General features: G+C 68.3%; 19 protein-coding genes and 2 pseudogenes. 10 read left to right on the forward strand and 11 right to left on the reverse strand.

Translation table 11 applies throughout. The features are described 5' to 3' along the window. Window position 1 precedes the first annotated feature (1 nt). From AB0N17_RS24640 to AB0N17_RS24650, 3 genes are read left to right on the forward strand one after another with little or no spacing between them, the layout of a single operon-like run. Window positions 2-982 carry an ABC transporter permease gene (locus AB0N17_RS24640; RefSeq protein WP_366013620.1) on the forward strand — a complete coding sequence of 327 codons (981 nt, stop codon included), beginning with the start codon at window positions 2-4 and terminating at the stop codon, window positions 980-982. A 10-nt stretch (window positions 983-992) separates the two neighbouring features. After that, window positions 993-2,057: an ABC transporter ATP-binding protein gene (locus AB0N17_RS24645; RefSeq protein WP_366013621.1), complete on the forward strand. Its 1,065-nt coding sequence runs from the start codon at window positions 993-995 to the stop codon at window positions 2,055-2,057. Window positions 2,058-2,069: 12 nt separating this feature from the next. Then, complete coding sequence (locus tag AB0N17_RS24650) at window positions 2,070-3,191, forward strand: dipeptide ABC transporter ATP-binding protein (RefSeq protein ID WP_366013622.1); 1,122 nt, start codon at window positions 2,070-2,072, stop codon at window positions 3,189-3,191. A gap of 78 nt (window positions 3,192-3,269) precedes the next feature. On the opposite strand, the pseudogene AB0N17_RS24655 reads toward AB0N17_RS24650, so the two are convergent. From AB0N17_RS24655 to AB0N17_RS24690, 8 genes and pseudogenes are all read right to left on the reverse strand, one after another. Beyond that, window positions 3,270-3,390: pseudogene (locus AB0N17_RS24655) on the reverse strand (IS5/IS1182 family transposase); the annotation flags it as partial. 163 nt (window positions 3,391-3,553) lie between these two features. Beyond that, the gene (locus AB0N17_RS24660) at window positions 3,554-4,156 is read right to left on the reverse strand and encodes a hypothetical protein (RefSeq protein ID WP_366013623.1); all 603 of its coding nucleotides are present in this window, start codon (window positions 4,154-4,156) and stop codon (window positions 3,554-3,556) included. Between the two features lie 501 nt (window positions 4,157-4,657). Continuing rightward, window positions 4,658-5,398: pseudogene (locus AB0N17_RS24665) on the reverse strand (methyltransferase domain-containing protein). Window positions 5,399-5,773: 375 nt separating this feature from the next. After that, window positions 5,774-6,817, reverse strand: coding sequence for a dipeptide ABC transporter ATP-binding protein (locus AB0N17_RS24670; RefSeq protein ID WP_366013624.1), 1,044 nt, complete (start codon window positions 6,815-6,817; stop codon window positions 5,774-5,776). A 20-nt stretch (window positions 6,818-6,837) separates the two neighbouring features. Continuing rightward, window positions 6,838-7,863 carry an ABC transporter ATP-binding protein gene (locus AB0N17_RS24675; RefSeq protein WP_366013625.1) on the reverse strand — a complete coding sequence of 342 codons (1,026 nt, stop codon included), beginning with the start codon at window positions 7,861-7,863 and terminating at the stop codon, window positions 6,838-6,840. Window positions 7,864-7,874: 11 nt separating this feature from the next. Further along, a complete protein-coding gene (locus AB0N17_RS24680) occupies window positions 7,875-8,858 on the reverse strand; it encodes an ABC transporter permease (protein ID WP_366013626.1) in 984 nt (327 codons plus the stop codon). A gap of 96 nt (window positions 8,859-8,954) precedes the next feature. Beyond that, complete coding sequence (locus tag AB0N17_RS24685; protein WP_366013627.1) at window positions 8,955-10,739, reverse strand: ABC transporter substrate-binding protein; 1,785 nt, start codon at window positions 10,737-10,739, stop codon at window positions 8,955-8,957. A gap of 84 nt (window positions 10,740-10,823) precedes the next feature. Next, complete coding sequence (locus AB0N17_RS24690) at window positions 10,824-11,852, reverse strand: ABC transporter permease (protein WP_366013628.1); 1,029 nt, start codon at window positions 11,850-11,852, stop codon at window positions 10,824-10,826. A 466-nt stretch (window positions 11,853-12,318) separates the two neighbouring features. Between AB0N17_RS24690 and AB0N17_RS24695 the strand changes: the two genes are divergently transcribed. The 5 genes from AB0N17_RS24695 (at window position 12,319) to AB0N17_RS24715 (ending at window position 17,944) form a co-directional block, all read left to right on the forward strand. Continuing rightward, window positions 12,319-13,944, forward strand: coding sequence for an ABC transporter substrate-binding protein (locus AB0N17_RS24695; RefSeq protein ID WP_366013629.1), 1,626 nt, complete (start codon window positions 12,319-12,321; stop codon window positions 13,942-13,944). 5 nt (window positions 13,945-13,949) lie between these two features. Continuing rightward, window positions 13,950-14,870, forward strand: a complete 921-nt coding sequence (locus tag AB0N17_RS24700) for an ABC transporter permease (protein ID WP_366013630.1) — start codon at window positions 13,950-13,952, stop codon at window positions 14,868-14,870. Continuing rightward, window positions 14,863-15,843, forward strand: a complete 981-nt coding sequence (locus AB0N17_RS24705) for an ABC transporter permease (RefSeq protein WP_366013631.1) — start codon at window positions 14,863-14,865, stop codon at window positions 15,841-15,843. The genes AB0N17_RS24700 and AB0N17_RS24705 overlap by 8 nt, the downstream gene beginning before the upstream one ends. Window positions 15,844-15,909: 66 nt before the next feature. Continuing rightward, window positions 15,910-16,893, forward strand: coding sequence for an ABC transporter ATP-binding protein (locus AB0N17_RS24710; RefSeq protein WP_366013632.1), 984 nt, complete (start codon window positions 15,910-15,912; stop codon window positions 16,891-16,893). Then, window positions 16,877-17,944, forward strand: coding sequence for a dipeptide ABC transporter ATP-binding protein (locus tag AB0N17_RS24715; RefSeq protein ID WP_366013633.1), 1,068 nt, complete (start codon window positions 16,877-16,879; stop codon window positions 17,942-17,944). The genes AB0N17_RS24710 and AB0N17_RS24715 overlap by 17 nt, the downstream gene beginning before the upstream one ends. 116 nt (window positions 17,945-18,060) lie before the next feature. Here the strand turns inward: AB0N17_RS24715 and AB0N17_RS24720 are convergent, their stop codons facing one another. Next, the gene (locus AB0N17_RS24720; RefSeq protein ID WP_366013634.1) at window positions 18,061-20,187 is read right to left on the reverse strand and encodes a prolyl oligopeptidase family serine peptidase; all 2,127 of its coding nucleotides are present in this window, start codon (window positions 20,185-20,187) and stop codon (window positions 18,061-18,063) included. A gap of 164 nt (window positions 20,188-20,351) precedes the next feature. Between AB0N17_RS24720 and AB0N17_RS24725 the strand changes: the two genes are divergently transcribed. Further along, entirely contained in the window at window positions 20,352-20,546 is a 195-nt protein-coding gene (locus AB0N17_RS24725; RefSeq protein ID WP_351238397.1) for a hypothetical protein, read from the forward strand. A gap of 43 nt (window positions 20,547-20,589) precedes the next feature. After that, window positions 20,590-23,028, forward strand: coding sequence for an MDR family MFS transporter (locus AB0N17_RS24730; protein WP_366013635.1), 2,439 nt, complete (start codon window positions 20,590-20,592; stop codon window positions 23,026-23,028). Here the strand turns inward: AB0N17_RS24730 and AB0N17_RS24735 are convergent. Together AB0N17_RS24735 and AB0N17_RS24740 are read right to left on the reverse strand one after the other, a co-directional pair. Further along, on the reverse strand, window positions 22,979-23,158 hold the full coding sequence (locus AB0N17_RS24735; protein WP_366013636.1) for a DUF397 domain-containing protein: 180 nt from the start codon (window positions 23,156-23,158) through the stop codon (window positions 22,979-22,981). The genes AB0N17_RS24730 and AB0N17_RS24735 overlap by 50 nt on opposite strands. After that, the gene (locus AB0N17_RS24740; protein ID WP_366013637.1) at window positions 23,155-24,015 is read right to left on the reverse strand and encodes a helix-turn-helix transcriptional regulator; all 861 of its coding nucleotides are present in this window, start codon (window positions 24,013-24,015) and stop codon (window positions 23,155-23,157) included. Before AB0N17_RS24740 ends, AB0N17_RS24735 begins: the two co-directional genes overlap by 4 nt. Window positions 24,016-24,077: the final 62 nt, after the last annotated feature.

Below are 24,077 nucleotides of genomic sequence, written 5' to 3' on the forward strand. Positions count from 1 at the left end.
CATGCTGCGCTTCCTCGTCCGCCGGATCATCGGTGCCGTCGTCATTCTGTTCCTGCTGAGCATCGTCACGTTCCTGCTGTTCTTCGGGGTGCCCCGGGACCCGGCACTGCTGATGTGCGGCAAGACCTGCAACCCGGACAGCATCGCGAACATCCATCATGTGCTCGGCCTGGACAAGTCCATCCCCGAGCAGTACTGGATCTTCCTGCACAACATCTTCCTGGGCAGCGACCAGTTCGCCCAAGGGCCGTGCCCGGCCCCGTGCTTCGGCTACTCGTACCACACGAACGAGCAGGTCTGGGGCACGCTGATGGACCGCCTGCCCACCACCGTCTCGCTCACCCTGGGCGCGGCCGTGTGCTTCCTGTTCGTCGGCCTCGGCACCGGACTGCTCGCCGCCTGGCGGCGCGGCACGCTGATCGACAAGTCGGCCACCGCGGGCGCCATGGTGATCAGTTCGCTGCAGATCTACTTCCTCGGCCCGCTGGCCCTGGCGATCCTGGTCTACCAGACGCACTGGTTCGACAAACCCGCCTACAACGAGTTCACCGCCGACCCGGCGAGCTGGTTCGGCGGCCTGATCATCCCGTGGGTGGTGCTCTCCACGATCTTCGCCGCGCAGTACACCCGTATGGCCCGGTCCTCGATGATCGAACAGCTCCAGGAGGAGCACGTCCGCACCGCCCGCGCCAAGGGAATGTCCCGGCGGTACGTCTTCTTCCGCTACGCCTGGCGCGGCTCGCTCATCCCGATCGTCACCATCTTCGGTATCGACCTCGGCTCCCTGCTCGGCGGCGCCATCATCACCGAGTACACCTTCAGTCTGCCGGGCCTCGGCCAACTGGCCGTGCAGTCCGTCTTCTTCAGCGACCTTCCGCTGCTGCTCGGCGTGATGCTGTTCGCCGCCACCATGATCCTGCTGTTCAACATCATCGTCGACGCCGCCTACGCCTTCATCGACCCGCGTGTGCGGCTGTCCTAGGAGCACTGTCGTGACCACTCTGACCAAGGAGGCCGGTGCCCCGAACCCGGCCGGCACCGGTCCCCTGCTCTCGGTACGGGACCTGCACGTCAGTTTCAAGACCGAGGACGGCGTCGTACGGGCCGTGGACGGGCTCTCCTTCGACGTGGAACGCGGCAGGACGCTCGGCATCGTGGGGGAGTCCGGCTCGGGCAAGTCGGTGACCAACCTGACCATCCTCGGCCTGCACAATCCCATGTTCGCCACCGTCGAGGGCGAGATCCTGCTCGACGGGCGGGAGTTGACCACGGCCCGCGAGTCGGAGCTGGAGAAGCTGCGCGGCAACAAGGTCGCCATGATCTTCCAGGACCCGCTCACCGCGCTCTCCCCCTACTACACCGTGGGCCGGCAGATCGCCGAGCCGTACATGAAGCACACCGGGGCCCCCAAGAAGCAGGCCTGGGAGCGGGCCGTGGAGATGCTCGGCAAGGTCGGCATCCCCAACCCCCGGGAGCGGGCCAAGGACTATCCGCACCAGTTCTCCGGCGGTATGCGCCAGCGCGCGATGATCGCCATGGCGCTGGTCTGCGACCCCGACCTGCTGATCGCCGACGAGCCGACCACCGCCCTGGACGTCACGGTCCAGGCGCAGATCCTGGATCTGCTGAAGGACCTGCAACAGGAGTTCGGATCGGGCATCATCTTCATCACCCACGACCTGGGGGTGATCGCCGACATGGCCGACGACATCATGGTGATGTACGCGGGCAGCGCGGTGGAGCGGGGCACGACCGAGGAGGTGCTGCGCTCGCCCCAGCACCCGTACACCTGGGGCCTGCTGAACTCGATGCCGCGGCTGGACTCCGACCTCGGCGCCCAGCTGTCCCCGATCCCCGGCTCCCCGCCCTCACTGCTCACCCCGCCGTCCGGCTGCCGGTTCCACCCCCGCTGCACCCATCAGGACCGGGTGGAGGGCACGGGCCGGTGTGTGAACGAGCGGCCGCTGCTCGCCCCCGACCGGGCGTCGGCGTGTCATCTCACCGCCGACCAGAAGCGGACCGTCTTCATCGAAGAGATCAAGCCCCGTCTGGGCTAGGAGGACATCGTCATGACGGAGGACATCGTCCTTCCGGCCCCCCACGGCGGCGACACCGCCGTGGACGCGGAGCCGCTGCTGCGGGTCTCGGGGCTGACCAAGCACTTCCCGGTCAAGGGCGGGTTCCCGATCCGCCGTACGGTCGGGCACGTCCAGGCCGTGGACGGCATCGACCTGACCGTGCACGCCGGCGAGAGCTTCGGCCTGGTCGGCGAGTCGGGCTGCGGCAAGTCGACCACCGGCCGGCTGATCACCCGGCTGATGGAGCCCACGAGCGGCACCATCACGTACGAAGGGCGGGACATCAGCCGGGCGAGCCGCAAGGAGCTCGCCCCCATCCGGTCCGAGATCCAGATGATCTTCCAGGACCCTTACTCGTCGCTGAACCCGCGGCAGACGGTCGGCAAGATCATCTCGGGTCCGATGGAGATCAACGGGATCCAGCCCGAGGGCGGCCGGGAGAAGCGCGTCCGGGAACTCCTGGAGATCGTCGGCCTCAACCCCGAGCACTTCAACCGCTTCCCGCACGAGTTCTCCGGCGGCCAGCGCCAGCGCATCGGCGTGGCCCGCGCGCTCGCGCTGGAGCCGAAGCTGATCGTGGCCGACGAGCCGGTCTCCGCCCTGGACGTCTCCATCCAGGCACAGGTCGTGAACCTGCTCCAGCAGGTGCAGAAGGAACTGGGCATCGCCTTTCTCTTCATCGCCCACGACCTCGCGGTGGTCCGGCACTTCTCGCAGCGCGTGGCGGTGATGTACCTCGGCAAGATCATCGAGGTCGGTGACCGCGAGTCCATCTACACCCGTCCGCGCCACCCCTACACGCACGCCCTGCTGTCGGCCGTCCCCGAGGTGAACCTCACGGAGGAGGAGGCCACCCCGCGCGAGCGCATCCGCCTGGCCGGCGACGTGCCGTCCCCCATCTCCCCGCCCTCCGGCTGCCGCTTCCGCACCCGCTGCTGGAAGGCCCAGGACCGCTGCGCCACCGAGGAACCGCCGCTGATCCAGCTCGGCGGCAACCGCGCCGGGCACCTGACGGCCTGCCACTTCCCGGAGGAGCCCAGCATCGAGGCCCGTGACGAGGACATCATCCTGGACCCGGCGCTGGCGGCGCTGGAGGAGGAGGGGACGGAGTAGGGCGTGGATGAGGAGGGCTTCAGGGCTGCTCCTACGGTGCTTGCCGGACCCTGCTCGGGCCGGGGTGGTTGCGGGATCAGGGTTGAGTCGGCGGTAGCCAAATGGCCAGGAGGTGGTCCGCTCGACAGTCCAACGGCGTGGCCCGAACTGTTTGCAAGACGCGATGCCTCTACGAGGCGATGCGTACATCGACGCGCTTCAGTCAGCCCCAAGCGTCGATTATTGGTAGGCAAGGCAATTGTGGTGGACAGTCGCTTTTGAGGCACAGTCGCTGACCGGCGCGTATCTGATAGCCGCGCACAGCATCTGAAATGAAGAGAGATCCGGGCTTGCAAGCCCGGATCTCTCTTCATTTCAGGATATCAAGGCCCGATGAGCCACTGCATCGGCTTCAGGGTGCTTGTCCTCTTACCGCACACCGCCTTCTTGTTGACGGTCTTGAAGTTGCAGGAAGGGAATCCGGGCGCCGCTGCTGCAAAGTAGGTCTTGTGGCCGAAAAGGTGATCGTTCATCCTCGTGCCAGGAGCGTCCCAGCAGTACGCGCCCACCGGAGGCTTCTCCAACTTCTTGGTTATACTGACACAGTAGTCGCCGTGAGTGTCGGCGTAGCTTGCGATCTGCCCGCCTGCTTGACCCCAGAACTGCGACATCTTATTGGCGCACTTCTCGAGTGTGATGGTCTTGCCCACGCCATTCCACTGGAGGCACTTGCCCGTTACTGCGCTGTGGACGTGGAATATGGCGTCACCGGCGTTCGCCGGCGCCGTGGGTCCGAACAACGTAAAGGCGAGGGCGAGCGTAGCGCCACTCGTAACCGCCTTCTTGCCGAAGATTTTCACGATGGTCAACCGATCTTTCGGCGGGAATCCCCGTTTGTTGTGAACATGGCCACCATATGGCTCTCCGTGTTCAACCGGCAACGAGATTGAGGAAGGCTTGAGCTTCGGAGAGGCCGATTCAGCCACGGCGCGAGCGATAGCCGCGATTAGCGGCGGTGGCTCGTGGGTCACAGTTCACCAGGAGCAATCCGCCCGCCCCGCCTGTTGGGTTGTGGACCTGCACACGGGACCTCCAATCCGGCGCCGCAGGCACAACGTGGGCACGGCATGGCCGGACCCGGATGGTGCGGGGCCTGCAGCCGTTCACGCAAACGCCTTCATCGCCGCACTGGCCTGTGCGACGCGGCCACCTCTCTCGGGCGGCCGCCGAGCGATCCGTCGACCTCCCGTTCAGCACCGCAGCGACCTCACGACGGCTGTCTCGGCGACACCAACTTTGCCCGTCAGGCCCAGCTGACCGACGACATGACAGGACGAGTTCGACCGCATGGGAGTAGCGTCGCTGAGTCATTGAGCGGGCCTCTCCTGACCATGCGGCTACGCCGTCTCAGCCCCGATGCGAGCGCAATCCCCGGAGTCATTGGGATGTCTGGGTCTCGCCGTCGTCATGTGCTGATACAAACCGGTCTAAGCCGCCTCCGCTACAGTGATGATCTCCGGACCCGCGGGTGCGAGGGGTCCCCGACCCCAGTCCCCGTACTGCGCCACGACGCCCAAGCCGGCGTCGGTGAGGAAACCCCGCAGCGTCGCGTTGTCCAGGAAGCGCAGAACGCTGCGGCTGATCCGTGGGGCCGGCCAGCCGTCACCCTCGTACGTCTCCGTGAACCGCACCCGGTCCCCGATGGGGCCGCCGCCCTGGACCTCGTGTCACACCCGCACCGGCGTTCCGTCGGCTGCGGTCACCTCGTGCACCGTCTCCGGGGTCCACCGCTCCCAGGCGCGGGCGGCCGGGTTGCGCGTCTCGAACACGAACCGTCCCCCGTCCCCGAGGGCCGCCCGGACCGCCCGCAGAAAGACCCGGATCTCCTCGTCGCCGAGCAGTTCCTGGAAGGCGTGCCCGGTCATGACGACGAGGTCGAACTCTCCGCCCCAGGACCGGGTGCGCATGTCACCGAGCACCCACTCGATGTCCGGCTCGGCCCGCCGGGCCTGGACGAGCATCGCGGCGGCCGGATCGATCCCCATCAGCCGGCCCTCGTGCCCCTCGGCCCGCGCCCGCCGCAGCAACTGCCCCGTGCCACAGCCGACGTCCAGCACGGCCCGGGCCCCTCTCACCAGACCGAGGTAGAAATCGTCACCCGGTCCCCACGGGTTGAGGCTGTCGTACAGCGCGGCGAGCGAGAGATCGGTGAACGATTGGTCTACCACCGCGGCAGTCTGACACACGTTGCTGAACGGTGTGTCAGGTTCCGGGGGAGTTCTTGAGGGGTTCTCAACTCTTCGCTCAGGAAGCTCAGTCGGGCCACGTACCGGCCGGTGAGGTGGGGGACGCAGCAGGAATTGGCAGATACGTTCCGGGATGGCTGGGTGTGCCCCCGTGACTCACGGGCCACGCGTGAGGGGCATTCACGCCGGGTGGAACGGATCTGCCCTTCGTGTCCCGCCGGGGCGCCGACGCAGCGCGAAGGCCCGCACTTGGGAAGGTGCGGGCCTTCGTTCCCTGGAAGCGGACGTTCGCGGGCTCGGGTCAATGGGCCGGTGACAGTCCGTTCCGCGAGGGGGCGGCTGACGGAAAGGGGTGTGTCAGGCCGCCGCCTCGGGGTCCTTCGCGAGACGCTGAGCGGGGATCGTCTCCGCCGTCTCAGGATAGTGGCAGGCCGTGAGGTGGCCGGGCTTGTTGCCCTCCACCTGCACCAGCGGCGGTGCCTCCGACGCGCACTTCTCGGTCGCCTTCCAGCAGCGGGTGCGGAAGCGGCAGCCGGAGGGCGGGTTGATCGGGGACGGGACGTCGCCGACCAGCCGGATGCGCTCGCGCGGCTCCTCGTCCACGGTCGCCTCGGGCACCGCGGACAGCAGGGCCCGCGTGTACGGGTGGCGCGGGTTGTCGTACAGGTCCGCGCGGTCCGCGATCTCGACGATCTTGCCCAGGTACATGACCGCGACGCGCTGCGAGAAGTGCCGCACGATCGCGAGGTCGTGGGCGATGAAGACGAACGCGATGCCCAGCTCGCGCTGGACCTTCTGCAGCAGGTTCACGACCTGTGCCTGGATGGAGACGTCCAGGGCGGAGACCGGCTCGTCGGCCACGATCAGCTTCGGCTCCAGCGCGAGCGCGCGGGCCACGCCGATGCGCTGGCGCTGGCCGCCGGAGAACTCGTGCGGGAAGCGGTTGAAGTGCTCGGGGTTGAGGCCGACGATCTCCAGGAGTTCCCGGACGCGGTTCTCCCGGCCGCCCTCGGGCTGGATCCCGTTGATCTCCATCGGACCGGAGATGATCTTGCCGACCGTCTGCCGCGGGTTCAGCGAGGCGTACGGGTCCTGGAAGATCATCTGGATCTCGGACCGGATCGGCGCGAGCTGCTTGCGGCCGGCGTGCGTGATGTCCTGACCGCGGTAGGTGATCTTGCCGCTGGTCGGCTCCATCAGCCGGGTGATCAGCCGGCCGGTGGTCGACTTGCCGCAGCCCGACTCGCCGACGAGGCCCAGGCTCTCGCCCTCGGCCACCTGGAAGTCGAGCCCGTCGACCGCCTGCACGGCGCCGACCGTACGGCGGATCGGGAAGCCGCCCTTGATCGGGAAGTGCTTGGTCAGTCCGGAGACGTCCAGGAGGGGGTTCGTGTTGCTCATGGTCGTGAAGTCCCTGTCCGTCAGTGGTGCCGGGTTTCGGCGAGGTCGGCGAAGAGTTCCCGCTTCTGCTCCGCGGTGAGGTGGCAGGCCGAGCCACGGTTCTCGGTCAGCTCGAGCACCGGCCGGTCACTGGAGCACTTCCCGCCCTCCACCTTCTCCGCGAACGCGCAGCGCGGGTGGAAGCGGCAGCCGGACGGCGGGTTCAGCAGCGAGGGCGGCGAACCGGGGATCGGCGTCAGCGGCACGTCCACCGGGCCGTTCAGGCTCGGCATCGAGTTCAGCAGGCCCAGGGTGTAGGGGTGCTGGGGCGAGCGCAGCACCTCTTCCTTGGTGCCGCGCTCCACGCATCGGCCGCCGTACATGACCAGCACGTCGTCGGCGATGTCGGCGATCACCCCCAGGTCGTGGGTGATGAAGATGATGGCGGTGCCGAACTCCTGCTGGAGGTCCTTCAGCAGGTCCATGATCTGCGCCTGGACGGTCACGTCGAGGGCCGTGGTCGGCTCGTCGGCGATCAGCAGCTCCGGGTCGCAGACCAGGGCCATGGCGATCATCGCGCGCTGGCGCATACCGCCGGAGAACTGGTGCGGGTAGTCGTCCACACGGACGTCGGGCTGCGGGATGCCGACCCGGCGCAGCATCTCGATCGCGCGCGCCCGGGCTTCCTTCTTGGAGGCGCCGGTGTGCTTGCGGTACGTCTCGGCGATCTGGACGCCGACCTTGTGGTAAGGCGACAGGGAGGCCAGAGCGTCCTGGAAGATCATGGACATCTTGTTGCCGCGCAGCTTCTCCAGGGTCCGCTCGGAGGCGGTGAGAAGCTCCTGGCCCTCGAGCAGGATCTCGCCCTCTTGGGCAGTGTGCTGACGGTTGTGCAGGCCCAGGATCGCGAGGTTGGTCACCGACTTGCCGGAGCCGGACTCACCGACGATGCCGAGCGTCTTGCCCTTCTCCAGGTCGAAGGAGAGCCCGTCGACGGCCTTGACCACGCCGTCCTCGGTGGAGAAGTGCACACGCAGGTCGCGGACGGAGAGAAAGGGGGTGCTCATCTTGTCTCTCCTTAAGCGAGGCGGATGCGCGGGTCGATGAGGGCGTACACGACATCGACGATGATGTTGAAGATGACGATCGCGCCGGCGGCCACCAAGGTGACACCGAGCAGCATCGGCAGGTCCATGTCCTTCACGGCCTTCACCGAGACGGCGCCGATGCCGTGCAGACCGAAGGTCTGCTCCGTGATGACCGCACCACCGAGCAGCGAGCCGAGGTCCAGACCGAGGATCGTCACGATCGGGCCCATCGCGCCGCGCCAGGCGAAGCGGAAGAACACCGTTTTGCGGGAGAGCCCCTTGGCCCGCGCCGTGCGGACGTAGTCCTCGCTCAGTGTCTCGACCAGCTGGGAGCGGGTCATACGGGTGTAGTTGGCGGTGAAGATGATCGCCAGCACGAACCACGGCAGCACGAAGCCGCCGAACCAGGCCCCGGGGTCGTCCGTGATTCCGGAGTTGTCGTTCGGGCGGGGCAGGAGGCCCCACTCGTCGGAGAGGTAGAACATCGCGATGATGCCGACGATGTAGATCTGCAGCGATGAACCGATCAGCGAGGCCGAGGAAGCGACCTTGTCCAGCGCCTTGCCCTGCTTGACGGCGGCGATCATGCCGGTCCCGACACCGAAGACGAAGAAGACGACCGCACTGCCCAGGGCCAGGGCGATCGTGGTCGGGAAGCGGTCCTGGATGATGCCCGTGACCGACGTCCGGTTGATGAACGAGTAGCCGAGGCAGGGCGCGTTGCAGTGCCCGTAGGACGCGTAGTCGCGGCCCACGAAGACCCCTTCGAGCCAGTGCCAGTACTGGACGGGCAGCGGGTCGTCGATCCCCAGGTTGTGCTTTACGAGCGCCAGAGTCTGTGGCGTGCAGACCTTGCCGCAGGCGACCCGTGCGGGGTCACGCGGAGCGACATAGAAGAGGAAGAAGGTGATGGCACTGATGATCAGCAGGATCACCGCTGCGCCGAGTGTCCGGCGGACGAGGAAGCGGAACATGGCGATGGGATTCCCTGGGCGACGCCGTGGTGGGGGCGGAGGGGGACGGGCGGGGCGCCGGTGTACGGCGCCCCGCCCCTGGACTGGCTTTGGGCGTCAGGCCTTCACGTACAGCTTGTACATGATGAACGCCGAGAACTGCGGGTCGAACAGCGCGCCGCCGACCTTCGAGCCGTGCAGGTAGAACCGGCGCTGGAAGGTTTCGGGGATGATCGGCGCCAGCTCCGTCATGATCTTCTTGTCCAGCGCCTCCCAGGCCTTGGCGGCCTTCGTCGGGTCGGGGATGACGGCGTTCGCCTTGATCGCGTCATTGACCCAGCTGACGTTCAGCTGCGAGACGTTGTTGGAGCCGTTGGCGATGGTCGCGCCGTCGAACAGCGGCTGCATGACGGTGTAACCGGTCGGCCAGTCCGGGGACCAGCCGAACCACATCACGTCGAAGCTGTTGTCGATCTGCTGGACCTGGTCGTAGTAGCTGGTGGAGTCCACCGGCTTGACGACCGGGTCGAAGCCCGCGGCCTTCAGGGCGTTGGTGATGACGACCGCCGTCTTGGTGTAGGCGTCGTTGCTGCCCTTGGGGTAGGTGTAGACGATCTTCTGGCCGAGCTTGCCGGCCTCCTTCAGCAGCGACTTGGCCTTCTCCGCGTCGCCCTGCGGCTTCTTCAGCTTGCCGTAGACGTCCTGGTGCTCGTAGCCCAGGATGTCGGGGCTGATGATGGAGGTCGCGTAGTCACCGGCGGACGGGCCACCGTAGATGCGGCGGATCTGCTCCAGCGGCCATGCATAGTTGAGCGCCTGACGCACCTTCGGGTCCGTGATGCGCTTGCAGTTGATGGCGTAGTAGTACAGACCGGTGAGCAGGCCGTTGATCGTGCGCTTCTTCAGCTCAGCGTCGCCCAGCACCTTCTGCAGACGCTCGGCGGGCACACCGCTGTACGCCATGACCGCGTACTGGTCGTCGCCGCTCTCGGCGATCAGACGGTCGGTGGCCGGCAGGGACTCGGTACCGAACTGGAAGGTGAAGCTGTCCGGGTAGGCGTTGCGGATCGAGTCCGTCTTCGGGTCCCAGTGCGGGTTGCGCACCAGCTTCAGGGACTTGTCCTGGGAGTGCTGAGCGATCTTGTACGGACCGGCCGAGACCGGGTCCTTGTCGTACTTCTCCTTGGAGTCGTGGCCGACCGGCACGGCGCCGTAGGAGTGCATCGCGAGCGTGAAGTTGAGGTCCGGGCGGGCCACCTTCAGCTTCAGCGTGATGGTCTTCTTCGCCTTGTCGGTGACGATCGAGTCCAGGTGCTTGCCGCTGAACGGGCCCTTGTACTTGGACCGGAAGTCGCTGGAGCCGACGAGCGCGGACTGGACGTACTGAGCGCCCTCGGTGGTGAAGCTGGCGAAGCCGCGCTCGATGCCGTGGCGGACGTCCTCGACGGTCAGCTCGCTGCCGTCATCCCACTTCAGACCGTCCTTCAGGGTGAAGGTCCAGGTCTTGCCGCCGTCGCTCATGGTGCCGGGGTCGGTGGCGAGGTCACCGACCAGCTTCATGGAGCCGTTCATGTCGATCTTGTAGCCGGTCAGGGCGCGGACATAGAGGTTGGCGACGGTGGAGTTCCACGCGAAGTAGATCCGCTGCGGGTCCAGGTGGGAGAAGTCGTCCGGACCGATGCCGATGATGTTGCCGCCCTTGCGCGCACCAGGGATCTCGGGGGCGGCGCCGGTCGAGTCCTCCTTGGTGCCCACGGTCACGGAACCGGTGTACTTGGTCGTACCGGCGTGGCCGCCGCTGCCGCTGTTCCCGCCACCCCCGCTGCTGCACGCGGAGAGGACCATGGAGCCGCCGGCCGCGACCGACGTGGCGATGACGAAGTTTCTGCGGGAAAGGGACATGGTTTCCTGCTCTGGTCGAGGAGAGATACGAGCTTCACCGGCGGGCCCCGTCGCCCGGTCCGGAAGGTGGAACGAACGGGAGGTTCAGCGCCTGGCCTTGGGGTCCAGCGCGTCGCGCACCGAGTCGCCGAGGAGGTTGAAGGCGATCACGAAGATCACCATCGTCAGGCCCGGGAAGAGCATGTACGTGATGTCGGACTGGTAGTACTTGGAGGCGTTCTGGACCATGACACCCCAGTCGGGGGTCGGGTCGGACAGGCCGACGCCGAGGAAGGCGAGACCGGCCTCGACCGTCACGTACATCGGAAGTGCCAACGTCGCCTGGATGAGGATCGGCGTCCACAGGTTGGGCAGCAGTTCCTTGAAGATGATGCGCGCCGGGGACGCGCCGGTGACCTTGGCGGCCTCCACGAACTCCCGTTCACGCAGGGCGAGTACCTCACCGCGCAGCAGTCGGGCGATGGGCGCCCAGCCGAAGGCCGTCATGACGGTGATCAAGGACACGACGATGAGCCACGTCGGCGTCGCCTCGTCGGGCGCGACCAGGATCGTGAGCAGCACCGGGAAGAAGCCGATGAAGAACAGCGTCTGCGGGAAGGCCAGCAGGATGTCGATGATCCGCCCGACGAAGTAGTCCGTCTTGCCGCCCAGGTAGCCGGCGGTGATACCGATGACCACGCCGAAGAAGGCCACCAGGACGGTGGTCGCCGCGGCGATCAGCAACGAGTTGCGGATGCCGTAGAGCAGGAACGTGAAGACGTCCCGGCCGAGCTGGGGGTCGATGCCGAACCAGAAGTCACCGCTCATGCCACCGTTGGGCTGCACGGGGAAACCGAAGTCGTTCAGCAGGCTCGGGTCGTTCTGGCCGTACGTCGTGTACGGGTCCTTGCCGTACACCTTGGCTATCAGCGGCGCGGCGATGCCGACGACGAAGAAGAAGATCACCACGAGGGCGGATATGACACCCGTCCGGTCCCGCTTGAAGCGGGTCCAGGCCAGACGTCCCGGTGAGCGGCTCTCAGTGCCCTTGGGGTTGCCGGGCTTCGCCGATGCGGCGCTGTCTTCTTTGGTCACCTCGAGTGGGGCGGCCGAGGAAGGGGTTGCGGGGGTCATGATGCTCCGTGCCTTGTGGGTCAAGGCTCCGCAGGGCGCTCCCCTACGGGCTACGCCGGACTTTTTCAACGCAATTCATTCAAGGTCAATAAATTCTGGTCTGGCTTGGGCTTGTCTTTACCTTCTTTGCCTGTACTTGATCATTCCGTAGCTACGCGGGTAGCGCGATGTAATCAATCCGTGCTTCACATCGGACTAACTGGACTAATCGGGCAAGAAGTTCGATATGCGGACGGTCGTGTGTCGAAATGCGTACATCGACGCGTCGCAATCCAACGTTTCGGCATCGTTGCACGGAGATGTGTTGCGCCTCCGGCCCAAGATCGTCTCCGGGTCCACCCATGGGTGTCTGCATTCGGATGACGTGTCCCCCTAAAGGCCCCTCACGGGAACGGCTCACATGCGGTATGTGTCGTATGGGCCGATATTTACCGGTAATGGTCGGGTGATCACGAGGAGGGACGCCATGCGCGGAATCAGGCACGCCCGCTGGGCCGCAGGCGCACTGTCGCTGATGCTCGCCGGCGCCGGCTGCGGGTACGGGGACGTGGGCACGAGCAGCGGCCGCGCGGTGCTCAGCGCCTCATGGAGCGACCCGCAGAACCCGCTGGAGCCCGCCAACACCAACGAGGTGCAGGGCGGCAAGGTCCTCGACATGATCTTCCGGGGCCTGAAGCAGTACGACCCGAGGACCGGCAAGGCCAAGAACATGCTCGCCCGGTCCATCGTCACCACGGACTCGCGGAACTACACCGTCAGGCTCAAGAGCGGCTGGACCTTCTCCGACGGCCAGCGGGTGACCGCCCGCTCCTTCGTGGACGCCTGGAACTACGGGGCGAGCCTGCGGAACAACCAGAAGAACGCCTACTTCTTCGGCTACATCGACGGATACGACAAGGTCCACCCCGACCACGGCACGCAGAGCGCCGACACCCTGTCGGGGCTGCGGGTGCTGGACGACGACACCTTCACCGTCCGGCTCAACCAGAAGTTCTCCGGCTTCCCCGACACCCTCGGCTACGCGGCCTTCGCCCCGCTGCCCCACGCCTTCTTCACCGACCACGCGGCCTGGCTGAAGAAACCCATCGGCAACGGCCCCTACACGATCGAGTCCTACCTGAAGGGCTCGCAGATGTCCCTGAAGAAGTGGGACGGCTACCCCGGCCCGGACAAGGCGCAGAACGGCGGGGTCGACCTCCGGGTCTACACGGACAGCAACACCGCCTACACCGACCTGATGGCCGGCAACCTCGACCTCGTCGACGACGTCCCCGCCGCCCAGCTGAAGAACGTCAGGAGCGACCTCGGCGACCGCTACCTCAACACCCCGGCCGGCATCCTCCAGACCCTCGCCTTCCCCTACTACGACAAGGCCTGGAACACACCCGGCGCACAGAAGGTCCGCACCGGCCTGTCCGAGGCGATCAACCGCAAGCAGATCACCGACACCATCTTCAAGCACACCCGCACGCCGGCCACCGACTGGACCTCCCCGGTGCTCGGTGCGGCCGGCGGCTACAAGGCGGGCCTGTGCGGCAGGGCCTGCGAGTACCACCCCGACGAGGCCAGGAAGCTGATCCAGGAGGGCGGCGGCATCCCCGGCGGCCAGGTCAGGCTCACCTACAACGCGGACACCGGCTCGCACCGGGAGTGGGTGGACGCCGTGTGCAACTCCATCAACAACGCACTCGGCAACGACAAGGCCTGCGTCGGCAACCCCGTCGGCACCTTCGCCGACTTCCGCAGCAAGATCGGGCAGCACCGGCTGCCCGGCCCCTTCCGGGCGGGCTGGCAGATGGACTACCCGCTCATCCAGAACTTCCTCCAGCCGCTCTACTACACGAACGCCTCCTCCAACGACGGCAAGTGGACGAACAAGGACTTCGACCGGCTCGTCGACCGGGCCAACGCGGAGACCGACACCGGCAAGGCCGTCTCCACCTTCCAGAAGGCCGAGGAGGTGGTCCGCGACAACATGGCGGCCATCCCGCTGTGGTACCAGAACGGCAGCGCCGGCTACTCGCAGCGGCTGTCCCATGTCTTCCTCAACCCCTTCAGCGTTCCCGTCTACAGCCAGATCAAGGTCAGCTGATCCGCATGGGGCGCTATGTCGTCCGGCGACTGCTCCAGATGATCCCGGTGTTCATCGGCTCCACCCTGCTGATCTTCCTCATGGTGAACGTGATGGGCGACCCCATCGCCGGGCTGTGCGGCGAGCGGGCGTGCGACCCGGCGACCGCCGCCCAGCTCAAGCGGGAATTCGGCTTGGACAAGCCGGTCTGGCAGCAGTACCTGACGTACATGGGGAACGTCTTCACCGGAAACTTCGGCACGGCGTTCAACGGCCAGCCGGTCACCGAGCTGATGGCGACGGCCTTCCCCGTCACCATCCGGCTGACCGTCGTGGCCATCCTGTTCGAGATCGTCATCGGCATCACGCTGGGAGTCGTCACGGGCATGCGCCGGGGGCACCCCGTCGACACGTCCGTCCTGCTGTTCACCCTGGTCGTGATCTCCGTCCCCACCTTCGTCACCGGTCTGCTGCTCCAGCTGCTGCTCGGCATCCGGTGGCACTGGATCAGCCCCTCCGTCCGCTACGGCACCATCGACGAGCTGATCGTGCCCGGCCTGGTGCTGGCCTCGGTGTCGCTCGCCTACGTCACCCGCCTCACCCGCACCTCGATCGCGGAGAACAAGCGGTCCGACTACGTCCGTACAGCGGTCGCCAAGGGCCTGCCCCGGCGCCGGGTGATCGTCCGGCACCTGCTGCGCAACTCCCTGATCCCCGTGGTCACCTTCATCGGCGCCGACATCGGCGCCCTGATGGGCGGCGCGATCGCCACCGAGCGGATCTTCAACATCCACGGCGTCGGCTTCCAGCTCTACCAGGGCATCCTGCGCCAGAACACCCAGACGGTCGTCGGCTTCGTGACCGTCCTCGTGCTGGTCTTCCTCGTCGCCAACCTCCTCGTCGACCTCCTGTACGCCGTACTCGACCCGAGGATCCGCTATGCCTGATCAGCCGTACGAGCCCGAGCGCGCGATCGCCGGCACCGGGATGGGCGGCACCATGGACCTGGGCGCGAGCGAGGCCGCCACCCTGGAGAAGGTGCCGGGGGGACCGGAGGGTACCGGCCCGGCGGGCAGGCCCCGCTCCCTGTGGTCCGACGCCTGGCGGGACCTGCGCCGCAACCCGGTCTTCGTCGTCTCCGCCCTGGTCATCGTCTTCCTGGTCTTCATCTCCCTGTGGCCCTCGGCGATCGCCTCCGGCAGCCCCCTGAAGTGCGACCTCGCCAAGGCCCAGGACGGCCCCGGGCCGGGCGCCCCCTTCGGGTACGACGGCCAGGGCTGCAACGTCTACACGCGCACGGTGTACGGCGCCCGTACGTCCGTCACGGTGGGCGTGTGCGCCACGGCCGGGGTCGCCGTCATCGGTGCCGTGCTGGGCGCCCTGGCGGGCTGGTTCGGCGGGCTCTGGGACTCGGTGCTGTCCCGGATCACCGACATCTTCTTCGCCATCCCCGTCGTCCTCGGCGGCCTGGTGCTGCTGTCGGTGGTGACGAGCAACACCGTCTGGCCGGTCATCGGCTTCATGGTGCTGCTGGGCTGGCCGCAGATCTCGCGCATCGCACGCGGCTCCGTCATCACGGCCAAGCAGAACGACTACGTCCAGGCCGCCCGCGCCCTGGGCGCCTCCGACATGCGCATCCTGCTCCGTCACATCGCCCCGAACGCCGTGGCGCCCGTGATCGTCGTCGCGACCATCGCCCTCGGCACCTACATCTCCCTGGAGGCGACCCTGTCCTACCTCGGCGTCGGCCTCAAACCGCCCAGCGTCTCCTGGGGCATCGACATCTCGGCCGCCTCCCCCTACATCCGCAACGCCCCCCACGCCCTCCTGTGGCCCTCGGGCGCCCTGGCCGTCACGGTCCTGGCCTTCATCATGCTCGGCGACGCGGTCCGCGACGCCCTCGACCCGAAGCTCAGGTGAGGACCGTGCCACGCAGAGCCCGGAACAGAGGGTGGCCTCCCGAACCGAAGACGAGGTGATGGTGCCGTGCTGCTCGAGGTGCGGGATCTGCACGTGGAGTTCCGGACCCGGGACGGGATCGCCCACGCCGTCAACGGGGTCAGCTACGGCGTGGACGCGGGGGAGACGCTCGCCGTGCTCGGGGAGTCGGGGTCGGGGAAGTCCGTCACCGCGCAGGCCGTCATGGGCATCCTCGACATGCCACCGGGGAGGATCACCGGCGGGCGGATCCTCTTCCAGGGCCGCGACCTGCTCACGCTGAAGGAGGAGGAGCGGCGCAGGATCCGGGGCGCCGGCATGGCGATGATCTTCCAGGACGCCCTGTCCGCCCTCAACCCCGTGCACTGCGTGGGCGACCAGCTCGGCGAGATGTTCGTCGTGCACCGAGGGATGTCGAAGAAGGACGCGCGGGCCAAGGCCGTCGAGCTGATGGACCGGGTGCGGATCCCGGGCGCCGCCCAGCGGGTGCGGGACTATCCCCACCAGTTCTCCGGCGGCATGCGCCAGCGCATCATGATCGCCATGGCGCTGGCCCTGGAACCGGCGCTCGTCATCGCCGACGAGCCCACCACCGCCCTGGACGTCACCGTGCAGGCCCAGGTCATGGACCTGCTCGCGGAGCTGCAGCGCGAGTACCGCATGGGCCTCATCCTCATCACCCACGACCTGGGGGTCGTCGCGGACGTGGCCGACCGGATCGCCGTGATGTACGCGGGCCGGATCGTGGAGTCCGCCCCCGTCCACGACATCTACAAGGCGCCCGCCCACCCCTACACGCGGGGCCTGCTGGACTCGATCCCCCGCCTGGACCAGAAGGGCCGGGAGCTGTACGCCATCAAGGGCCTGCCGCCGAACCTGACACACATCCCGCCCGGCTGCTCCTTCCACCCCCGCTGCCCGATGGCCCGGGACGTCTGCCGCACCGACGAACCCCCGCTGTTCCAGGTCTCCGAAGAGCGCGGCAGCGCCTGCCACTTCTGGAGGGAGTGCCTGCATGACCTCGACCACTGAGCCGATCCTGGAGGTCAGCGGCCTCGTCAAGCACTACCCGCTCACCCGGGGCATCCTCTTCAAGAAACAGATCGGCGCGGTGAAGGCCGTCGACGGCGTCGACTTCACGCTCGGCACGGGCGAAACCCTCGGCATCGTGGGCGAGTCGGGCTGCGGCAAGTCCACGGTCGCCAAGCTGCTGTGCAACCTGGAACGGCCGACGGCCGGCTCCATCCGGTTCAAGGGCGAGGACATCACCCGGCTCTCGGGCCGCGCCCTGAAGGCCGTACGCCGCAACATCCAGATGGTCTTCCAGGACCCGTACACCTCCCTCAACCCCCGGATGACGGTCGGCGACATCGTGGGGGAGCCGTACGACATCCACCCCGAGGCCGCGCCGAAGGGCGAGCGGCGCCGCCGGGTCCAGGAACTGCTGGACGTGGTCGGCCTCAACCCCGAGTACATCAACCGCTATCCCCACCAGTTCTCCGGCGGTCAGCGCCAGCGCATCGGCATCGCCCGGGGGCTGGCCCTGCGCCCGGAGGTGATCGTCGCCGACGAACCGGTCTCCGCCCTGGACGTCTCGGTGCAGGCCCAGGTGATCAACCTGCTGGACCGGCTGCAGGCGGAGTTCGACCTCTCCTACGTCTTCATCGCCCACGACCTGTCCATCGTCCGGCACATCTCCGACCGGGTCGGTGTCATGTACCTCGGCCGGATCGTGGAGATCGGACGGGACGCCGAGATCTACGACCACCCCACCCACCCCTACACCCAGGCCCTGCTCTCGGCGGTCCCGGTCCCGGACCCCGAGGTCCGCGAACAGCGCGAGCGCATCATCCTCGTCGGTGACGTGCCGTCCCCGACGGACATCCCCTCCGGCTGCCGCTTCCGCACCCGCTGCTGGAAGGCGCAGGAGCGCTGTGCCCGGGAGGTGCCGGCGCTCGCGGTCCCCGCCTGTTTCCGCGGCACCGCCTCTCCCGCGGCCCATGCCTCGGCGTGCCACTTCGCGGAGGAGAGGGCGGTGGCCCCGCCGGAACCGGCGCGGGGGAACGGCAACGGGCCGGGGTGACAAGGTGCACCCCGGCCCGTCCACGGCACCCGCACGGCCGTACGCCGTCCAGCGTCCCGTGTCCGTATATCGGTGCCACTTCGGTGAAGTTGCCCGCGTGTTAACGCGGTTCGCGGCTATCGGCCCGCCGGGGGCAGCGAACGCCGCAGGAAGTCCAGCTGCAACCGCAGCAGATTCTCGGCGACCTCCTCCTGCGGGGTCATGTGCGTCACCCCGGACAGCGGCAGCACCTCGTGCGGGCGGCCGGCGGCCAGCAGCGCGGAGGACAGCCGCAGGGAGTGGGCGACGACCACGTTGTCGTCCGCCAGCCCATGGATGATCATCATCGGCCGGTGCGGTTCGGCCGGGTCGACCAGACCCGCGTCGTCGATCACCGAGTTGCGGCGGTAGGACTCCGGCTGCTCGTCCGGGTGGCCCAGGTAGCGCTCCTGGTAGTGGGTGTCGTACAGCCGCAGGTCGGTGACGGGCGCGCCGACCACCGCCGCGTGGAAGACGTCCGGACGGCGCAGGACCGCGAGCGCCGCCAGATAGCCGCCGAAGGACCAGCCCCGGACCGCCACCCGGCCCAGGTCCAGCGGGAACTCCCCGGCGAGGGCGTGCAGTGCGTCGACCTGGTCCTGGAGCACGACGGCCGCCAGGTCGTCCCGGACCGCCTTCTCCCAGGCGGGGGAGTGTCCCGGGGTGCCCCGGCCGTCGGCCACGATCACCGCGAAGCCCTGGTCGGCGAACCACTGCGAGGTCAGGTGCGGGTTGTGCGCGGCCACCACCCGCTGGCCGTGCGGTCCGCCGTAGGGGTCCATGAGGACCGGCAGGGGAGTGTCACCGTGGTAGTCCCGTGGCATAAGCACGGCGCACGGAATTTGTCGTGCGCCCCCCTGGATGAGGGTCACGCGGGGGGACAGACCGGGATTTTCTGCGTACGACCGGACAGCCGCCGCCGGTTTTCCGTCACGCAGCACCTGGACACGGGCGCCCGGCCTGTCCAGTGTCGCGGACATCAGCACCGTCACCTCCCCGGCACGGACCGCCGTGTGCACGCCCGGCTCCTGCGACACGCGCTCCACGCCGAGTTCGTTCACCCGGTACACATGGACCTCGCCGGTCTCCGGCGCCTCCGCCGCCGCGCCCGCCGAGGCGGAAACCAGCACGTCGTCGGCGCCCACGTCCAGCACCGCACGAATGTGCAACTGGTCGCTGGTCAGGGGCCGTTCGCCGACCGCCAGGACCCGCGCTCCCCCCTCGTCCGCGATCCGGACGAGCTGCCCGGACGGGCTCCAGCAGGGCACTCCGGCGAACAGTTCAAGCCAAGTTGGATCTTCGTCCGCGTGCACCATGCGGGTGGCCCCGGTGTCCGGATCGACCGCCAGGAACAGCTGGCTGCGCTGGTCCCGCGCCTGCACGAGCAACAGCGGCGCACCCGCCCCTGACCAGTGCACTCGAGCCAGATACGGATAGCGGGAGCGGTCCCACGCGACCTCCGTGCGCGTCCCGTCCAGGCCGATCACGAACAGCCGTACGTCCGCGTTCGGGGTGCCGGCGGCCGGGTAACCGACAGCGCGCGGCTCCCGTCCGGGGTGTGCCGGATCGGCGATCCACCACCGCCGTACCGGCGTGTCGTCCGCGCGCGCCACGAGCAGGCGGCGGGCGTCCGGCGCCCACCAGAAGCCCCGCGAGCGGCCCATCTCCTCGGCCGCGATGAACTCCGCGAGCCCGTAGGTGACATGCTCCGACTCCGGCTCGGCGAGCGCCCGGTCGCCCTCGCCCTCGGCGCCCACCACGCGCAGCGCCCCGTTCGCCACGTACGCGACGTGCCGGCCGTCCGGCGCCGGACGCGGGTCGATCACCGGCCCGGGGACCCGCAGTTCACGTGCCGTGCCCGCCCGCAGCTCGGCCGTGAACAGCCGCCCTGACAAGGCGAAAGACGCCATCTCCAGGGCCGAGTCGGTGGCGTAGCCGACGATGCCGGCACCGCCCTCCCGGCTGCGCTCCCGGCGCGCCCGCTCCTCGGCGGACAGCTCTTCGCCGGCCCCGCCGAGCAGAGTGCCCGGGTCGGCGGCCAGACGTTCGCCGCCGTCCGGGAGATCCAGTACCCACAGGGAGTTGGCCCGGTCGGTGCCGGAGCCGGAGCGCAGGAACGCCACACGCGAACCGTCGGGCGCCACAGTGAAGGCACGCGGCGCGCCGAGCGTGAACCGCTGGGTCCGGGCGTGCCGACGGGGGAAGGAGTCAGGCTCGGTCGTCATACCCAGACCATATTGGCCATGCGCCCCCTTGTGCGGCTGTGCGCCGAGCGATGCGCGAGTACGGATAGTTATGATCACTACCGCTGAGTGGGTATGAACCTGCTGGCATCTGCATGGATTTGCTCTACTGATCTGGATCTGGCGATCTTTGGAGGTGAGCCGCCGTGGCACTCTCGATTTCGGCGGTGGTGCTGCTGGCGATCATCGTCTTCTTGCTGATCAAGAAGTCGGGGCTCAAGGGCGGGCATGCCATCGTCTGCATGTTGCTCGGCTTCTACCTCGCCTCCTCGACCGTCGCCCCGACGATCAGCCAGCTGACGACGAACGTCGCCAGCATGATCGGCAGCATCAAGTTCTGACAACGGCCTGTGCCTGGTTGGATAGTTGCACTATCTTCCAGGTGTGGACCCGCTGCTGCCTGGTGATCCGACCCGCGTAGGCCCGTACCGCCTGATCGCCCGGCTGGGCGAGGGGGGAATGGGTCTGGTCTATCTGGGCCGCGACGAGGACGGGCGCACCGTGGCCGTCAAGGTCGTGCAGGCCGACTATGCCGGGCACCAGGAGTTCCGCCGTCGTTTCGCCCGGGAGGTGGCCGCCGCCCGGCGGGTGGGCGGCAGCTGGACGGCGGCCGTGCTGGACGCCGACCCGGAGGCCGGCGTCCCCTGGGTGGCGACCCAGTACATCCCCGGGCCCGATCTGCACACGGTCGTCGCCAAGGACTTCGGGCCGCTGCCCGAGCACTCGGTCCGCGTCCTCGCGAGCCGTCTCGCCCATGCCCTGCGGGCCGTGCACGAGGCGGGCCTGATCCACCGCGACCTCAAACCGTCCAACGTCCTCGTCACCGTCGACGGCCCTCGCGTCATCGACTTCGGCATCGCCCGGGCGATGGACAGCCTCTCCGCGAACAGCCTGCTCACCCGCACCGGCATGCTGATCGGCTCACCCGGCTTCATGTCGCCGGAACAGGTCCGCGGCCTCGAACTCACCCCCGCCAGTGATGTGTTCTGCCTCGGGGCCGTCCTCGTCCACGCCACCACCGGGCGGCTCCTCTTCGGTGCCGCGGAAACCGGCCTGAACGCTCACCTCTTCCGGGTCGCCGAGGAGGAGCCGGACCTGACCGGCGTACCCGAGTCGCTGCTCGACCTCGTCCGCGCGTGCCTGCACAAGGACCCGGCCCGGCGCCCCACCCCTTCCCAGGTGGTCGAGCGCACGGCGCCGGAGCCGGCGGGGGAGTGGCTGCCGAGCGCGGTCCTCGCACAACTCGGCCGCCACGCTGCCCAGTTGCTGGACTTCGCTCCCGTGCCGCGCGCCGAGCCCCCGGCGGACGCGCCGGCCGCGCGGCCGGACCCACGTGTCGCGCTCGCCAGGGCCGAGACCCAGGGGCCGCCGCAGCCCCGCGCCCCGGAGGAGCCGGGGACACCGGCTCCGCCGCCCTCGCCGCCCGCGTACACCCCGACGACTCCCGCCTCTGGCCCGCCGTCCTCCTCCGGGCCGCACCCGCGGCGCTGGTGGGGTCTTGCGGCGCTGGTGCTGGCGCAGTTGACGGTGCTGCTCCAGGCGGGCATGGGGTTGTGGCCGGCTGTCGGTTTCTCCTTGCGCATGTCCTATTACGGCCCCGTCTCCGTGCTCGCCGTCCACGGATTCTTCTTCGGCGCCCTGCTGCTGTCCGGCGGGCATCTGGCGGACCTCGTCGGGCGTAGACGGACCCTGGTCATCGGTCTGGCGGGAGTCGCGTCGGCCTCCCTGCTCGGGGCACTGGCCGCCAACCCGGCCATGATGATCGCCGCCCGTGCCCTGCAAGGAGCCTTCGCCGCGCTCGTCACACCGGCCGCGCTCGCCCTCGTGAGCACCACCTTCACCGAGCCCAAGGAACGCCGGAAGGCCTTCGGGATCTACGCCTCGGCCGCGGTCGGCGGGGTGGCGTTCATGATGCTGCCGATCGGTGTGATGCTGCAGATGCGGACCGTGGGCTGGCGACCGGGCATGCTCGCCGCCGCCCCGCTGGCCCTGATCGCCCTCGTCGGCGCGCGCACCGCGCTGCACGACGGCCCACGCCGCACCGGCTCCCGTTTCGACGTGCCCGGTGCGCTGCTGGCCTTCGTCGGCGTCGGCGCGCTCACCTTCGGCCTCGGTCAGGGCCGCGAGTTCGACTGGGCCGCCCCGGTGACCGCGGTCCTGCTCGGGGGCGTCGCCGTGCTCGGGGTTTTCCTCTGGTGGCAGGCGAGGCGGTCCGATTCGCTCTTGCCGTCGTACATCGTGCGGGACCGCGGCCGCGTCGGCTGCTACCTGGCCGTGATCCTTTCCGGCGTCAGCCCCCTGGGCCTCTTCGGGGCCCTCACTTTCCATCTGCTGTACGTCCAGGACGACGATCAGATCTCGGCCGGGATCGGCTTTTTCTTCCTGTTCGTCGGGCTCCTCCTCGGCGCCACGCAGGTCTCCGCACGTCTGCTCGACCGCGTAGGACCCCGCATCCTGATCACCGCCGGCCTGGTCACGGCGGCTGCGGGGCTGGCCCTGCTGACGGTCATCGCGGCCGCCGGACTCGCGTTCGTCGGGTACACCTGGGCCGGCATGCTGGTCCCCGGCTTCGGTCTCGGCGTCGCCTTGATGCCGGTCTACTCCATCGCGACCGACGCCGTGGTCCCGCAGGACTCGGGCGCGGCGTCGGCGGCCCTGGCCACGAGCCAGCACCTGGGCGGAGCGCTCGGTGCGACGCTGGTCCCCGCCTCCGGCACCCTCTGGCCCGTGGCCGGCGGCTTCCTGCTCGCGGCCCTGCTGGCCGTACCCCTGCTCAGCGCTCGGACGCGTACGACACGAACCGGGCCCATGACTCCGGCGTGAGCGCGAGGCGGGGGCCGGTGGTGTGCTTGGAGTCGCGGACGTGGACGGTGTGGGGGGCTATGGCGATCTCGACGCAGGAGTCGCCCTCCGGGCCGTCGCTGTGACTGCTCTTGAACCACACCAGCTTCATTTCTCTCCCAGCAGTTGCTCGATGAAGGCCAGCGACTCCCGTGGGGAGAGAGCCTGCGCCCGGATGGTGCTGTACCGCAGCTCAAGGATCCGCAGCTGTTTCGGTTCCGCAGTCGGGCGACCGTTGAACGCTCCGTCGGAGCGACCTACCGCCGACCCGTCGTCGAACTTCAGCACCTCGATCTTGCCGCTCAGCCCGGGATGGGCACCGGAGTCCGTCGGCATCACCTGAAGGGTGACATTGCGCAACCCGGCAACTTCCAGCAGATGTTCGAGTTGCTGACGCCACACCATTGTGCCTCCAACCCTTCGGCGCAGTGTCACCTCTTCCTGGACGAAGCTGAGCATCGGCGCCGGGTCCCGATGGAAGACCGACTTACGGCCCATGCGTGCGGCCACCAGGCGCTCCAGCTCCGCTTCCGAATAGGCGGACTGGGAAACCTCGAACAAGGCCCGCGCGTGCTCCGGCGTCTGCAACAGGCCGTGGATGCTGAGTCCGACGTACACCCCCATCTCCGCGGCCTTGGCTTCCAGCTCGGCCAGTTCCCGCACCTTCTTCGGGTACCGAACCTTTTCCACGTCCTCCTTCATCGCCGAGAGCAACCCACCCGCCCGCAACACCTTGTCGGCCTTGTCCAGGTACTCGGGCCGGGGGATCCGCTTGCCGCCCTCGATCTTGTAGACCAGGTCCTCCCCGTAGCCGACGGCCCTGGCGAAGTCGCCCGCCTTCATCCCCACCGCCTCCCGGCGCAGCCTCAGCTGCCGCCCGACCGTGGCGACGACCGCGACGCCCCACTCGTCGTCCGGATCGACCTCCCAACCCGGCTCGTCCGCCTCACTCTTGAGCTCGACCGTCATCGCCCCTCCCGACAGGCCCGGACACGTCGGACAACCATCGGACAGTCACCGTACGCAACCGT

Source organism: Streptomyces sp. NPDC051133, assembly GCF_040682635.1.
GTDB lineage: Bacteria > Actinomycetota > Actinomycetes > Streptomycetales > Streptomycetaceae > Streptomyces.

Excerpts from the sequence above, each read along its gene's own strand:
- AB0N17_RS24740 (WP_366013637.1), bottom strand. The coding sequence starts at position 24,015 with ATGACGGTCGAGCTCAAGAGTGAGGCGGACGAGCCGGGTTGGGAGGTC.
- AB0N17_RS24735 (WP_366013636.1), bottom strand. The coding sequence starts at position 23,158 with ATGAAGCTGGTGTGGTTCAAGAGCAGTCACAGCGACGGCCCGGAGGGC.
- AB0N17_RS24705 (WP_366013631.1), top strand. The coding sequence starts at position 14,863 with ATGCCTGATCAGCCGTACGAGCCCGAGCGCGCGATCGCCGGCACCGGG.
- AB0N17_RS24685 (WP_366013627.1), bottom strand. The coding sequence starts at position 10,739 with ATGTCCCTTTCCCGCAGAAACTTCGTCATCGCCACGTCGGTCGCGGCC.
- AB0N17_RS24680 (WP_366013626.1), bottom strand. The coding sequence starts at position 8,858 with ATGTTCCGCTTCCTCGTCCGCCGGACACTCGGCGCAGCGGTGATCCTG.
- AB0N17_RS24640 (WP_366013620.1), top strand. The coding sequence starts at position 2 with ATGCTGCGCTTCCTCGTCCGCCGGATCATCGGTGCCGTCGTCATTCTG.
- AB0N17_RS24715 (WP_366013633.1), top strand. The coding sequence starts at position 16,877 with ATGACCTCGACCACTGAGCCGATCCTGGAGGTCAGCGGCCTCGTCAAG.
- AB0N17_RS24675 (WP_366013625.1), bottom strand. The coding sequence starts at position 7,863 with ATGAGCACCCCCTTTCTCTCCGTCCGCGACCTGCGTGTGCACTTCTCC.
- AB0N17_RS24700 (WP_366013630.1), top strand. The coding sequence starts at position 13,950 with ATGGGGCGCTATGTCGTCCGGCGACTGCTCCAGATGATCCCGGTGTTC.
- AB0N17_RS24650 (WP_366013622.1), top strand. The coding sequence starts at position 2,070 with ATGACGGAGGACATCGTCCTTCCGGCCCCCCACGGCGGCGACACCGCC.
- AB0N17_RS24720 (WP_366013634.1), bottom strand. The coding sequence starts at position 20,187 with ATGACGACCGAGCCTGACTCCTTCCCCCGTCGGCACGCCCGGACCCAG.
- AB0N17_RS24690 (WP_366013628.1), bottom strand. The coding sequence starts at position 11,852 with ATGACCCCCGCAACCCCTTCCTCGGCCGCCCCACTCGAGGTGACCAAA.
- AB0N17_RS24695 (WP_366013629.1), top strand. The coding sequence starts at position 12,319 with ATGCGCGGAATCAGGCACGCCCGCTGGGCCGCAGGCGCACTGTCGCTG.
- AB0N17_RS24670 (WP_366013624.1), bottom strand. The coding sequence starts at position 6,817 with ATGAGCAACACGAACCCCCTCCTGGACGTCTCCGGACTGACCAAGCAC.